Annotated in this window: 13 protein-coding genes; 7 read left to right on the top strand and 6 right to left on the bottom strand. The window is 63.4% G+C overall.

Features of this window, described 5'->3' with window-relative positions:
- Positions 1 to 106: 106 nt before the first annotated feature.
- The 3 genes from yajC to queA all read right to left on the bottom strand — a co-directional run bounded on the left by yajC (position 107) and on the right by queA (position 2,912).
- A complete protein-coding gene (gene yajC / locus BWP39_RS13945) occupies positions 107 to 430 on the bottom strand; it encodes a preprotein translocase subunit YajC (RefSeq protein WP_091009984.1) in 324 nt (107 codons plus the stop codon).
- Positions 431 to 592: 162 nt separating this feature from the next.
- Positions 593 to 1,804, bottom strand: a complete 1,212-nt coding sequence (tgt, locus tag BWP39_RS13940; RefSeq protein ID WP_096721045.1) for a tRNA guanosine(34) transglycosylase Tgt — start codon at positions 1,802 to 1,804, stop codon at positions 593 to 595.
- A gap of 46 nt (positions 1,805 to 1,850) precedes the next feature.
- Positions 1,851 to 2,912, bottom strand: a complete 1,062-nt coding sequence (queA, locus tag BWP39_RS13935; RefSeq protein WP_096721043.1) for a tRNA preQ1(34) S-adenosylmethionine ribosyltransferase-isomerase QueA — start codon at positions 2,910 to 2,912, stop codon at positions 1,851 to 1,853.
- 191 nt (positions 2,913 to 3,103) lie between these two features.
- Here queA and recG point away from each other — a divergent pair, with 191 nt between their 5' ends.
- The 7 genes from recG (at position 3,104) to ubiA (ending at position 10,139) form a co-directional block, all read left to right on the top strand.
- A complete protein-coding gene (gene recG, locus BWP39_RS13930; protein WP_096721041.1) occupies positions 3,104 to 5,308 on the top strand; it encodes an ATP-dependent DNA helicase RecG in 2,205 nt (734 codons plus the stop codon).
- A 133-nt stretch (positions 5,309 to 5,441) separates the two neighbouring features.
- Positions 5,442 to 6,401 carry a LysR substrate-binding domain-containing protein gene (locus BWP39_RS13925; RefSeq protein WP_091009991.1) on the top strand — a complete coding sequence of 320 codons (960 nt, stop codon included), beginning with the start codon at positions 5,442 to 5,444 and terminating at the stop codon, positions 6,399 to 6,401.
- Positions 6,402 to 6,587: 186 nt separating this feature from the next.
- A complete protein-coding gene (locus BWP39_RS32495; protein ID WP_268877172.1) occupies positions 6,588 to 6,722 on the top strand; it encodes a hypothetical protein in 135 nt (44 codons plus the stop codon).
- A 75-nt stretch (positions 6,723 to 6,797) separates the two neighbouring features.
- The gene (locus BWP39_RS13920; protein ID WP_096721039.1) at positions 6,798 to 8,255 is read left to right on the top strand and encodes a catalase; all 1,458 of its coding nucleotides are present in this window, start codon (positions 6,798 to 6,800) and stop codon (positions 8,253 to 8,255) included.
- Between the two features lie 115 nt (positions 8,256 to 8,370).
- Positions 8,371 to 8,538 (top strand): hypothetical protein, encoded by a 168-nt coding sequence (locus BWP39_RS31495; RefSeq protein WP_207556809.1) that lies wholly within the window; start codon positions 8,371 to 8,373, stop codon positions 8,536 to 8,538.
- A 155-nt stretch (positions 8,539 to 8,693) separates the two neighbouring features.
- The gene (locus BWP39_RS13915) at positions 8,694 to 9,185 is read left to right on the top strand and encodes a Dps family protein (protein WP_096721037.1); all 492 of its coding nucleotides are present in this window, start codon (positions 8,694 to 8,696) and stop codon (positions 9,183 to 9,185) included.
- 90 nt (positions 9,186 to 9,275) lie between these two features.
- Complete coding sequence (gene ubiA, locus BWP39_RS13910) at positions 9,276 to 10,139, top strand: 4-hydroxybenzoate octaprenyltransferase (RefSeq protein ID WP_096721035.1); 864 nt, start codon at positions 9,276 to 9,278, stop codon at positions 10,137 to 10,139.
- 11 nt (positions 10,140 to 10,150) lie between these two features.
- Here the strand turns inward: ubiA and proC are convergent, their stop codons facing one another.
- The 3 genes from proC to glcF form a co-directional block, all read right to left on the bottom strand.
- Positions 10,151 to 10,966, bottom strand: coding sequence for a pyrroline-5-carboxylate reductase (proC, locus tag BWP39_RS13905; protein WP_096721033.1), 816 nt, complete (start codon positions 10,964 to 10,966; stop codon positions 10,151 to 10,153).
- Between the two features lie 27 nt (positions 10,967 to 10,993).
- A complete protein-coding gene (locus BWP39_RS13900; protein WP_096721031.1) occupies positions 10,994 to 11,692 on the bottom strand; it encodes a YggS family pyridoxal phosphate-dependent enzyme in 699 nt (232 codons plus the stop codon).
- Positions 11,693 to 11,791: 99 nt separating this feature from the next.
- Entirely contained in the window at positions 11,792 to 13,018 is a 1,227-nt protein-coding gene (gene glcF, locus BWP39_RS13895) for a glycolate oxidase subunit GlcF (RefSeq protein ID WP_096721029.1), read from the bottom strand.
- Positions 13,019 to 13,023: the final 5 nt, after the last annotated feature.

Here is a 13,023-nt window from a genome sequence, read left to right as displayed (position 1 = left end):
GTTGGCTTGGAAGCGCAGCGTCCGGCCGTGGGCGCGGCAGTGAAGCAACGATGACGATCGTGCTTCACGCACCTGCGCGGCTGGCCGGACGCGGGAGAGAGCCGGCTTACAGCGACTTGATCGTGCCCTTCGGGAGAATCGTGGTCACCGATGCCTTTTGCACGGTGATCTCCGTACCTTCGGAGATTTCGACGCCGACATACGCATCGCCGACCTTCGTCACCTTGCCGACGATGCCGCCGTTCGTCACGACCTCATCGCCCTTCGCCATCTCGGCCAGCATGTTGCGATGCTCCTTCTGGCGCTTCATTTGCGGGCGAATCATGATGAAGTACAGCACGCCGAACATCAGGATCAGCGGCAGGAAGCTCATCAGACTCGATTCTGTGCCACCTGTGCCTTGAGCGAAGGCGTTGGAAATGAACGACACGTTGGTCTCTCCGTTATAACGATCAAAAAAATCAGCCGGTTATTCTACCACCGGCACTTCACGCGACGGCGCGCCCAAAGGGGCTTTGCGATCAAGCTGTTACCACCGACGGCAGCAGCCTGGGCCAATTGCGAAAGGCTATTGTAATGTTTCGCGGGCGGATCACGACGCGGCCGCAGCGGTTGCCTCCTCGACGCCGCGCGCGCGATTCTCGCGAAAGGCGATGCGGAAAGCATCGAAGGTATGGGTTTCGATTGCGTTGCGAATCTCGCCCATCAGTTCGAGGTAGTAGTGCAGGTTGTGGATCGTATTCAGTTGCGCGCCGAGAATTTCGCCGACCCGGTGCAGATGGTGCAGATAGCCGCGCGAGAAATTGCGGCAGGTATAGCAGCCGCATTGCTCGTCGAGCGGGCGCAGCGAATTGCGATGCGTGGCGTTGCGGATCTTGATGTCGCCGAAACGCGTGAACAGCCAGCCGTTGCGCGCATTGCGCGTCGGCATCACGCAATCGAACATGTCGACGCCAGCAGCCACGCCGGCAACCAGGTCTTCCGGCGTACCGACACCCATCAGGTAATGCGGTTTGTGCGCGGGCAGCTTCGGACCGATGTGGTTGAGCACGCGCATCATGTCTTCCTTCGGTTCGCCGACCGACAGTCCGCCTATTGCGAGGCCATGAAAGTCCATCTCGGCGAGACCGGCGAGCGACTCGTCGCGCAGGTCTTCGAACATGCCGCCCTGCACGATGCCGAACAGCGCGTTCGGGTTGTCGAGCCGTCTGAATTCATCGATTGAACGCTGCGCCCAGCGCATCGACATGCGCATTGAGTCCGCGGCGTCCTGGTGCGAGGTCGGTACACCGTTGGTCGCGTACGGCGTGCATTCGTCGAACTGCATCACGACGTCCGAGTTCAGCACCTTCTGTACCTGCATCGACACTTCCGGCGACAGAAACAGCTTGTCGCCGTTGATCGGCGAGGCGAACGTGACGCCGTCTTCGGTGATTTTGCGCAGGTCGCCCAGCGAGAAGACCTGGAAGCCGCCCGAATCGGTGAGGATCGGCCGCTTCCAGCCCATGAAGCCGTGCAGGCCGCCGTGCGCGGCGATCGTTTCGAGACCGGGGCGCAGCCACAGATGAAACGTATTGCCGAGAATGATCTGCGCGTGGATTTCTTCGAGCTCGCGCGGCTGGATCGCCTTGACCGTGCCGTACGTGCCGACCGGCATGAAGATCGGCGTTTCGACGACACCGTGATTCAGCGTCAGCCGGCCGCGGCGCGCGGCGCCGTCGGTGGTGAGCAGTTCGAACGCGAGGCCGCCTTGCGGTGGCGTGTGCGTGTCGCCGGCGGTGGGCGTGGCGCGATCGTCGGTCATGGATTGCTCCTGTGCTGCGGGAATACGGTTTTGCATGGGAGTGGCGTTAGTTTTGCGCAGCGTCGTCGGTGCGGGTCAGCAGCATCGCGTCGCCGTAGCTGAAGAAGCGATACCGCTCGTCGATCGCGTGACGATACGCCGCGCGGATCGTATCGATGCCAGCGAACGCGGACACCAGCATCAGCAGCGTCGACTTCGGCAAATGAAAATTCGTCACGAGCCGGTCGACCACGCGAAAACGATAACCCGGTGTGATGAAAATATCGGTTTCGGCACTGGTCGCTGCGAGCGGGCGGCCGGCGGCGTCGGCGTCGCGCGCCGCGGCTTCGAGCGCGCGCATCGATGTCGTGCCGACCGCGATCACGCGATTGCCGCGCTGGCGTGTGGCTTCGATCTGCTCGACGAGCGTTTGCGGCAGCGCGTACCACTCGCTGTGCATCTTGTGTTCAGAGAGATTCTCGACCCGCACCGGCTGGAACGTGCCCGCGCCGACATGTAGCGTCAGCGTCGCGCGTTGAACGCCACGCTCATCGAGCCGTGCGAGCAGCGCATCGTCGAAATGCAGGCCCGCGGTCGGCGCGGCAACCGCGCCAGGGTTCTGCGCGAAGACGGTCTGGTAGCGGGTTTCGTCGGTTGCGTCCGGATCGTGCTCGATATACGGCGGCAGCGGCAGGCGACCGTATTGCTCGATCAGCGTCAGGCAGTCGGCGGGAAAATGCAGTGTGTAGAACGGCTCGACGCGTTCACCGACGGTGACGTCGAACGCATCGGCAAGACGTAATGTCGTGCCTGCCACCGGGGTCTTGCTCGCGCGAATCTGCGCAAGCGCGGTCCGCTCGCCGGTCAGCCGTTCGATCAGCACCTCGATCTTGCCGCCGCTGGCCTTCTGGCCGAGAAAGCGTGCCTTCAGCACTTTGGTATCGTTGAAGACCAGCAGGTCGCCGGGCGCGATGCAATTGGGCAACTCGGCGAAACCGCGATCGGTGAAATGGGCTGGCGTGCGTGTGCCGTCCACCTCGAGGAGGCGGCTTGCGCTGCGCTCGGGCAACGCGGTTTGCGCGATCAACTCGGGCGGCAGCGTGAAATCGAAATCGGAAAGCGTGAACATGCGGACTGAACGGATACGGAACGAGAAACTGGAGAGCGGATCGGGCCGCCGCGAGGCGGCGAGCGGCTATGATTGCGGGACGTTGTCACCGCGGCGGCAGCGGTGACTGCAACCCGGCCTGCACTGCTGCAAGGCGGCCGCTGGAGCCGTTGAACCCGTTGAAAGCCGATATTGTACTTGCGAAGCGACTCATGCCCTTGTCCGAACGCCGTCCGCCTGCCGAACCCGATGATGCGAATGCCGAGCCGCCGCGCCGCGCCGCGCGCGGCAGGAAGGCGAGCGGCGCCGATACGGCCGGTGCATCCGGTGCAGCCGATACGAAAAAGCCCGCGCTAGTCAAAACCGCCGACAAGCTCGCGAAGCTCGGGCTGACGCGCGACATCGATCTCGTGCTGCATCTGCCGATGCGTTACGAAGACGAAACCACCTTGACGCCGATCAGCGAACTGCTGCCGGGTGGCGTTGCGCAAACCGAAGGGGTCGTGTTCGACAACGAGATCGCGTATCGCCCGCGCCGTCAGTTGCTCGTCAAGCTGCGTGACGACACCGGCGACGAACTCGTGCTGCGCTTTCTCAACTTCTACGGCTCGCAGGTCACGCAGATGGCGATCGGCAAGCGGTTGCGCGTGCGTGGCGATGTGCGCGGCGGTTTCTTCGGCATGGAGATGGTGCATCCGGCGGTGCGTCCGGTTGAAGAGGGCGCGCCGCTGCCGCAGGCATTGACTCCTGTTTATCCGAGCACGGCAGGCGTGACCCAGGCGTATCTGCGCAAGGCAATCGATAACGCGCTGACTCGCACTGCGTTGCCCGAGCTGCTACCCGAGCCGGTCGCGCGCGCGTACATGGACCCGCTCGGCGTGCCGCCGCTAATGGATGCAGTGCGCACGCTGCATCACCCAGCCGTCGATGCGGACGAAACCGCGTTGATCGACGGCACGCATCCAGCGTGGCTGCGCATCAAGTTCGAGGAACTGCTCGCACAGCAACTGTCGCTCAAGCGTGCGCACGAAGAGCGCCGCACACGAGCCGCGCCGGTCATGCCGCGGCGTGCGGCGAACGACGAGGCATCGCTATTCGCGCGGCTCTCCGCTGCGTTGCCGTTCGGCCTGACCGGTGCGCAGCAGCGCGTCGTTGGGGAGATCGGACACGAACTGACGCTGTCGCATCCGATGCAGCGGCTGCTGCAAGGCGACGTAGGCAGCGGCAAGACCGTGGTGGCGGCGCTCGCTGCCGCACAGGCAATCGATGCCGGCTACCAGGCCGCGCTGATGGCGCCGACCGAAATCCTCGCTGAGCAGCACGCCCGCAAGTTGCGCGGCTGGCTCGAACCGCTCGGCGTGCAGGTCGCGTGGCTGGCTGGCAGCCTGAAGGCCAAGGACAAGCGCGCCGCGCTCGAAGCGGCCGCGCTCGGCACGGCGCAGCTCGTCATCGGCACGCACGCCATCATTCAGGACGCGGTCGAATTCGCGCGCCTCGGGCTCGTGATCGTCGATGAGCAGCATCGTTTCGGCGTCGCGCAGCGGCTGGCGCTGCGCGCGAAGGCGCTCAACGCCGCAGATGGCGCACGCGACTTCCAGCCGCATCAACTGATGATGTCCGCGACACCGATCCCCCGCACGCTGGCGATGACCTACTACGCCGATCTCGACGTCTCGACGATCGACGAGTTGCCGCCGGGCCGCACACCCGTCCTCACGAAACTCGTCGCCGACGGGCGTCGCGACGAAGTGATCGGCCGGGTGCGCGAAGCGGCGCTGACGGGCCGTCAGGTGTACTGGGTCTGCCCGCTGATCGAGGAAAGCGAGACGCTGCAGTTGCAGACCGCCGTCGAAACCTATGAAACGCTGCTCGCGGCGCTGCCCGAACTGAAGGTCGGGCTCGTGCACGGCCGGCTTGCTCCCGCCGAGAAAGCGGCCGTGATGGAAGCGTTCACGCGCAACGAAGTCCAGTTGCTGGTGGCGACGACCGTGATCGAAGTCGGGGTCGACGTGCCGAACGCGTCGTTAATGGTGATCGAGCACGCGGAGCGCTTTGGTCTCGCGCAACTGCATCAGTTGCGCGGCCGGGTGGGGCGCGGCAGCGCGGCATCGGTCTGTGTGCTGATGTACACGGGGCCGCTGTCGCAGACCGCGCGCTCGCGCCTTCAGACCATGCGCGAAACCACCGACGGCTTCGAAATCGCGCGGCGCGACCTCGAGATTCGCGGTCCCGGCGAGTTTCTCGGCGCCCGGCAGTCCGGCGCCGCGATGTTGCGGTTCGCCGATCTCGAGCAGGACGGCTGGCTGATCGAGCCGGCGCGGGAGGCTGCCGCGCGGTTGCTCGATAGTTATCCGGAGGCAGTCACCCAACATCTGGCGCGCTGGCTCGGCGCGCGGGAGCAGTATCTGAAGGCTTAGCGGGAGGGGTTTCCAAGGCATATTCGTGCATCTCCAGGCGCCCAAATATGCTGATCCGACGATGAAGTTGGCGAATTGGCCCCATGGGTGTATAACAGAAACCTATCGACTTCACTATATTGATTGGTCCCCAATGACGCTCACTGAATTGAAATACATCGTCGCGGTTGCCCGCGAACGGCATTTTGGCCGTGCCGCCGAGGCGTGTTTCGTCAGCCAGCCGACCTTGTCGGTGGCGATCAAGAAGCTCGAGGACGAGCTGAACGTGCAGATCTTCGAGCGTGGCACGAGCGAAGTCAGCGTGACGCCGATCGGTGAGCAGATCGTCACGCAGGCGCAGCGGGTGCTCGAACAGACGCTCGCGATCAAGGAGATCGCGAAGCAGGGCAAGGACCCACTCGTCGGGCCGCTGCGGCTTGGCGTGATCTATACGATCGGGCCGTACCTGCTGCCAACGCTGGTCAAGCAGATGATCCAGCGCTTCCCGCAGATGCCGCTGATGCTGCAGGAAAACTACACGCTGAAGCTGATCGAGTTGCTCAAGCAGGGGGAAATCGACGTCGCCATCATGGCGCTGCCGTTCCCTGAAACCGGTTTGATGCTGCGGCCGCTGTACGACGAACCGTTTGTCGTCGCATTGCCGTCCGGTCATGCGTGGGAAAAGCGGGCCAAGATCGACGCCAGCGACCTGAAACAGGAAACGATGCTGTTGCTCGGCAGCGGGCATTGTTTTCGCGACCACGTGCTCGGCGTGTGCCCGGAACTGATGCGCTTTTCGCAGAACGCGGACGGCATCCAGAAGACCTTCGAAGGGTCGTCGCTGGAAACGATCCGGCATATGGTGGCGAGCGGCGTCGGCATCACCGTGCTGCCGCGCATGTCGGTGCACGAAGTGAAGCCGCATGCCGGTGGCGTGGACTCCGGGTTGCTCTCCTACGTGGCGTTCGACGATCCGGTGCCGGATCGCCGGGTCGTGCTGGCGTGGCGCAAGAGCTTCACGCGGATGCCCGCCATCGAGGCTATTAGCGATGCCATCGCGGCGTGCAATCTTGCGGGCGTCGCGAAACTCGATCTGCCGGTTGCGGTGAACTGACACTCGGGCACTGCGCACGGCGCGGCGCGGGGTGACAAACCCGCGTTCTCCGCCCCACCCGACGCAACCCAACCCGCTCGCTGCAGCCCCTATTGAATAGATAAAATTAATCAAACAACGATATTCGATAGTATTTGTTATAGTGTCCTCCATGGATCAACCGATCCCCAGCCCCTGGAGGAACCCATGACGCAGCCTCAATCGCAACAGACCCCATCCTCGCTCCCGCAGACCCAGCCGGCCGCCAGCTTTGCCGCGACGCTGTCCGGCGCGCGCACGGTTGCGCTGTCACTGCTGGTCGACCGCGCGCTGTCGGCCTGAACGGCCTGAGCCGCGCCCGCAGCCGTTACACCCCGCTTCTTTCAAGACCCGATACCCGATACCCAGGAGTTCAGGATGTCCGAACGCAAACTCACCACGGCGGCCGGCGCGCCCGTCGCCGATAACCAGAATTCGTTGACCGCCGGCGTACGTGGCCCGGTCGCGCTGCAGGACGTGTGGCTGCTCGAAAAACTCGCGCACTTCGATCGCGAGGTAATTCCCGAGCGCCGTGTGCACGCGAAGGGTTCGGGCGCGTTCGGTACGCTGAAGGTCGCGCACGACATCTCGCGTTTCACGAAGGCGAAGGTGTTCGCCGAAGTCGGCAAGGAAACGCCGCTGTTCATGCGCTTTTCGACGGTAGCCGGCGAGCGCGGCGCCGCCGATGCCGAACGTGACGTGCGCGGCTTCTCGATCAAGTTCTACACGGAAGAAGGCAACTGGGACGTGGTCGGCAACAACACGCCGGTGTTCTTCATTCGCGATCCGTTGAAGTTTCCCGATTTCATTCACACGCAAAAGCGCGATCCGTACACGAACCTGCGCAACAACATCGCGGCGTGGGACTTCTGGTCGCGGCATCCGGAGTCGCTGCATCAGGTGACGATCCTGATGAGCGATCGCGGCATTCCGAAGAACTATCGGCAGATGCATGGTTTCGGCTCGCACACGTTCTCGTTCCTCAACGCGAACAACGAGCGTTTCTGGGTGAAGTTCCACTTCAAGTCGCTCAATGGCCTCGAGAACTACAGCGATGCAGAAGCAGCGCAGGTGGTGGCGGGCGATCGCGAAAGCGCGCAGCGCGATCTCGTGACGAGCATCGACGAAGGCCGTTTCCCGAAGTGGGCGTTCCGCATTCAGGTGATGCCTGAGGCCGATGCAACGAAAGTGCCGTACAACCCGTTCGACATCACGAAGGTGTGGCCGCACAAGGACTATCCGCTGATCGACGTCGGCACGGTCGAACTGAATCGCAACGCGCAAAACTATTTCGCCGATGTCGAGCAGGCCGCGTTCACGCCGGCTAACGTCGTGCCCGGTATTGGTTTTTCACCGGACCGGTTGTTGCAAGGGCGGCTCTTTTCGTACGGCGATACGCAGCGCTACCGGCTCGGTGTGAATCATCACCAGATTCCGGTCAATGCGTCGCGCTGCCCGTTCCATCACTCGTTCCATCGCGACGGCGGCATGCGTACCGACGGTAACCTCGGTGGCACGGCGAACTACGAGCCGAATCGCTACGGCGACTTCGCGCAGGACCGCAATGCGATCGAGCCGCCGCTCGCGGCCGGCACGGTCGATCACTACGACCATCGCGAGGACGACGATTACTACAGCCAGCCGGCCGCGCTGTTCCGGCTCTTCGATGCGGCGCATCGCCAACGTCTGTTCGCGAACATCGCGCGGTCGATCAAGGGCGTGCCCGATGAGATCGTTGCACGGCAGGTCGAGCATTTCCGCCGCATCGATCCGGCGTATGCAGAAGGTGTTGTCGCCGCGCTCGTGAAGCTCGACGAAGCGGTGGCGGCGCAGTAGCCGTAGCGCGCAGGCCGCTACGGCAGCACAAGGTCATTGCCGGGCGGCGTGGCTATGCAGGGCGGGGCGCTTCGGCGCCTCGCCGGTTTTACAGATGAAACGAAGGAGAACGATCATGAACCAGTTGATGACGATGATGAGCAATGGCGGCACAGGATTCGCGCAGCAGGCAGTCGCCATGCGCCGCGCTGCGCTCGTGCAGAAAATCACGGGATTCGCGATTGTCGGTAGCGGCTTCGCGGTGATCTTTGCACACGGTCTGCAGCACCTGGTCGGCGCCTGATCTAACAACGTACGAGTGCAGCGACGCGCCGCCGCAGCACGCAAAAGCGCCGTGCTTCTACGCTAAACTGTCGGACGTTTAAATGTCCGGAGTCGCCGCAGCAGGGCAGTCCGGCATCCGCTAACCGGTTCGTATCACTCTTCAAGGGAGTCATCATGGCCAAGAAAGGCACCACCGTACCGCACGTGAACATCGGCATCAGCGACAAGGACCGCAAGAAAATTGCAGACGGCCTGTCGCGTCTTCTGGCCGACACCTACACGCTGTATCTGAAGACCCATAACTTCCACTGGAACGTGACGGGTCCGATGTTCAACACGCTGCATCTGATGTTCGAAGGGCAGTACAACGAACTCGCACTCGCCGTCGATGCGATCGCCGAACGCATCCGCGCACTCGGCGTCGCCGCGCCGGGCAGCTACAAGGAATTTGCGAAACTGTCGTCGATCCCCGAAGCGGATGGCGTACCGGCAGCGGAAGAAATGATCCGCCAGCTCGTGGAAGGTCAGGAAGCGGTCGTGCGTACGGCACGCGAAATTTTCCCGGCAACCGAATCGGCACACGACGAACCGACCGCCGATCTGCTGACGCAACGCATGCAGACGCACGAAAAAACCGCGTGGATGCTGCGCGCGATGCTGGCCTGAGTTTGCACTTTGCAGCGCCGCGCTGCTGAGGTACGGCAGCGCGGCGCATGCCTGCTCTAGAATACGGGCATCGCCTCAGACCGTACGATCATGTTCGCCCGACTCCCGCTCTATTTACGGCTCGTCCGCATGGACAAGCCGATCGGCAGCCTGCTGCTGCTGTGGCCGACGCTCAACGCGCTGTGGATCGCATCGGGCGGCCGTCCGTCGGCGCAACTGCTGGTGATCTTCGTGATCGGTACGTTGCTGATGCGCTCGGCTGGCTGCGCGATCAACGATTACGCCGATCGCGATTTCGATCGCTACGTAAAGCGCACGGCCAACCGGCCGCTGACCTCGGGCAAGATCAAGGCGTGGGAAGCAATTGCGCTGGCGGCGGGGCTCTCGCTGCTCGCGTTCCTGCTGATCCTGCCGCTCAACGCGTTGACAAAGGAACTGTCGGTGGCAGCGCTGTTCGTCGCCGGATCGTATCCGTTCATGAAGCGCTTCTTCGCGATTCCGCAGGCGTATCTCGGCATCGCGTTCGGCTTCGGTATTCCGATGGCATTTGCCGCCGTGCAGAACCATGTGCCGACACTTGCGTGGGTGATGTTGCTGGCCAACGTGTTCTGGTCGGTTGCGTACGATACCGAGTACGCAATGGTCGATCGCGACGACGACATCAAGATCGGGATTCGCACGTCGGCGCTGACGTTTGGCCGCTTCGACGTGCTGGCCGTGATGCTCTGCTATGCGGGGACGCTTGGCATCTATGCAGGAATCGGTGCGACGCTGCACTTCGGCGTGCTCTATTGGTTAGGCTGGGCTGCGGCTGTGGCGTGTGCGATCTATCACTACACGATGATTCGCGGCCGCGACCGGATGCAATGCTTCGCGGCGTTCAAACATAACAACTGGCTGGGCGGTGCGCTGTTTGCCGGGATTGCTGCGCACTACGTTGCCGCGGTGTTCTGAGCTGCAGCGGGCTACTGCTGGCCGAATTCATCACCCATCTCTTTCGCCCGTGCATCGGCCGCCAGCGCGCCACGCACGATCGCATCCTTCACGCCATTCGCATCGAACGCAGCGAGCGCGGCAGCCGTCGTGCCGCCTTTCGATGTCACCCGTTCACGTAGCACGGCGGGCGACTCAGACGATTGCGCGGCAAGTTGCGCAGCACCCGTGAACGTCGCGACGGCGAGCGCGCGCCCCTGTTCGTCGTCCATACCTAACTGGCGTGCCGCTTCCTGCAATGCCTCGATGAAATAGAACACATACGCTGGACCGCTTCCCGAAATCGCGGTCACGGCATCGATCTTCGCTTCATCGTCGAACCACACCGTCTGGCCGACCGCCCCCAGCACCTGCCCAGCGAGCGCGCGGCCGGCCTCGTCGACACCGGCCGTCGCCACGAGGCCTGCGACACCCATGCCGATCAGCGCAGGCGTATTCGGCATGGTGCGCACGATACGCGCATGACCGTTCAACCAGCGCGACAGATCAGCGGAATGAATGCCCGCGACGATTGAGATGACGAGCTGGCTGGCACCGAGATACGGCGCCAGCGCCTGCGCAACGCTCCTGACAACCTGCGGCTTGACCGCGAGCACGATCGCGTCATACGACGTGAGCGTCGCATCGGCGCTCGCACCGGTACCCACACCGAACTGCTGCGCCGCGCGCGTACGGGCGTCTTCGTTGGGGTCGATCGCGTAGAGATCGGCGGGTGCGACACCTCGCTTGATCAGACCGCCGATGAGCGCCGCAGCCATATTGCCGCCGCCGATAAACGCAATTTTCATGATGAAGATGAAGACGAAGAGGAAAGATCAGTGAGAGTAATCGCGGCCGCCAAAAATCGCGGTGCCAACGCGCACGATCGTGGCGCCTTCCAGCACGGCGGCTTCGAGATCGGCGGACATGCCCATCGATAGCGTATCGAGGTCGAGGCCATCCGCGCGCAACCGCTCGAACAGTTCGCGCAGCAGCCGATGCGGCACGCGTTGCTCGTCGACGCTGCCGGCAGGTTCGGGAATCGACATCAGCCCGCGCAGCCGCAGTCCCGGCAACGCGGCGATCTGCTGTGCGACGGCCGCCGCTTCGGCAGGCGGTACGCCGCTCTTCGACGCTTCTCCGCTCACGTTCACCTGCAGGCAGACGTTAAGCGGTGCGAGCGTGTCGGGGCGCTGTTCGGACAGACGCTGCGCGATCTTCAGACGATCGACCGAATGCACCCAGTCGAACAGTTGCGCCACCGGCTTCGTCTTGTTCGATTGCAGTGGACCGATGAAATGCCATTCGAGCGACGCGCGCAGATCGGCAAGCGCCTCGATCTTGGCCGCCGCTTCCTGTACGTAGTTTTCACCGAACGCACGCTGACCGGCGGCGTGGGCGGCGCGGACATCTTCGGCGGGAAAGGTTTTTGACACGGCAAGCAGCGCGACGCGGTGCGGGTCGCGGCCAGCCCGCTGCGCGGCAAGTGCGATGCGCTGCTGGACGGCTTCAAGGTTGTGAGTGAGATCGGGCATGACGGACGCAAGCAATGGAACAATGCGTCGATTATACGGACGCCGCCGCCATGAACGGGATCAGCCGAATGGCCAGGTGGCGGCGTCGATGGGTTCTGGCTACGCTGACAACATGTGCTCGACGAGTTCGATCCAGTGCGCGACTGGCATCGATGTGCCGCTTTGCAGATGCGAAATGCAGCCGACGTTCGCCGATACGATCATCTGCGGTTCGAGCGCATTCAGCTTTTCGAGCTTCTGGTTGCGCAGCGTGTACGACAGCGCCGGCTGCGTGAGCGAGTAGGTGCCCGCGGAGCCGCAGCACAGGTGGCTGTCGGCGGGAAGGCGCACTTCGATGTCGAGCGCTTCGAGCAGATGCTCGACCTTGCCGCGTATCTGCTGGCCATGCTGCAGCGTGCAGGGCGGATGAAACGCGACGGTATGCACCGCGCGGCGGCGGGTGAGGGCGATCAGTGGTTCTTCGAAATCAGGAAGGATCTGGGCGATATCGCGGGTCAGCTCGACGATGCGTTGCGCTTTTGCCGCGTAGGCCGGATCGTCGCGCAGCAGGTGCGCGTATTCCATCACGGTGGAGCCGCAACCGGACGCATTCATCACGATCGCTTCCGCGCCCTGCTCGACATACGGCCACCATGCGTCGATGTTCGCGCGGATGTCGTCGAGCGCCTCGTCGGTGTAGCCGAGATGCAGGCGGATCGCGCCGCAGCAGCCCGCTTCCGGCGCAACGATGGTTTGAATGCCGAGTGCGTCGAGCACGCGCGCGGTGGCGATGTTGACGTTCGGCATCATCGACGGTTGCACGCAGCCCGCGAGCATCAACATCTTGCGCGAATGCGTGGTGGTCGGCCATTCGAGCATGCGTTGTCGCGCCGGCACCTTGTCGCGCAGCTTCTTCGGCAGTAACCGGCGCACGTGCTGACCGAGCCGCATCGTCGGTGTGAACAGCGCGCTGTTCGGCACGAAGCTCGCCAGTACCCGGCGCATCACGCGCTGGCCGATCGGCCGCGTGATCTTCTCTTCGGTGATCTTGCGGCCGATCTCGACGAGCCGTCCGTATTGCACGCCGGACGGACACGTGGTTTCGCAGCTGCGGCAGGTCAGGCAGCGGTCGAGGTGCGTCTGCGTGCTGCGCGTAGCGGGTGCGCCTTCCACCAGTTGCTTGATCAGGTAGATGCGGCCGCGCGGTCCATCGAGTTCGTCGCCAAGCAACTGATAGGTCGGACAGGTCGCCGTGCAGAAACCGCAATGCACGCACTTGCGCAGAATGGCATCAGCCTCTTCGCCATCCGGTGTGTTGCGCATGAAGTCCGCGAGATTCGTCTGCATCGTGT

Origin of the sequence: Paraburkholderia acidicola, from assembly GCF_002362315.1 — a bacterium.
GTDB classification, from domain to species: domain Bacteria; phylum Pseudomonadota; class Gammaproteobacteria; order Burkholderiales; family Burkholderiaceae; genus Paraburkholderia; species Paraburkholderia acidicola.
This window is presented reverse-complemented; position numbering and strand designations above follow the sequence as displayed.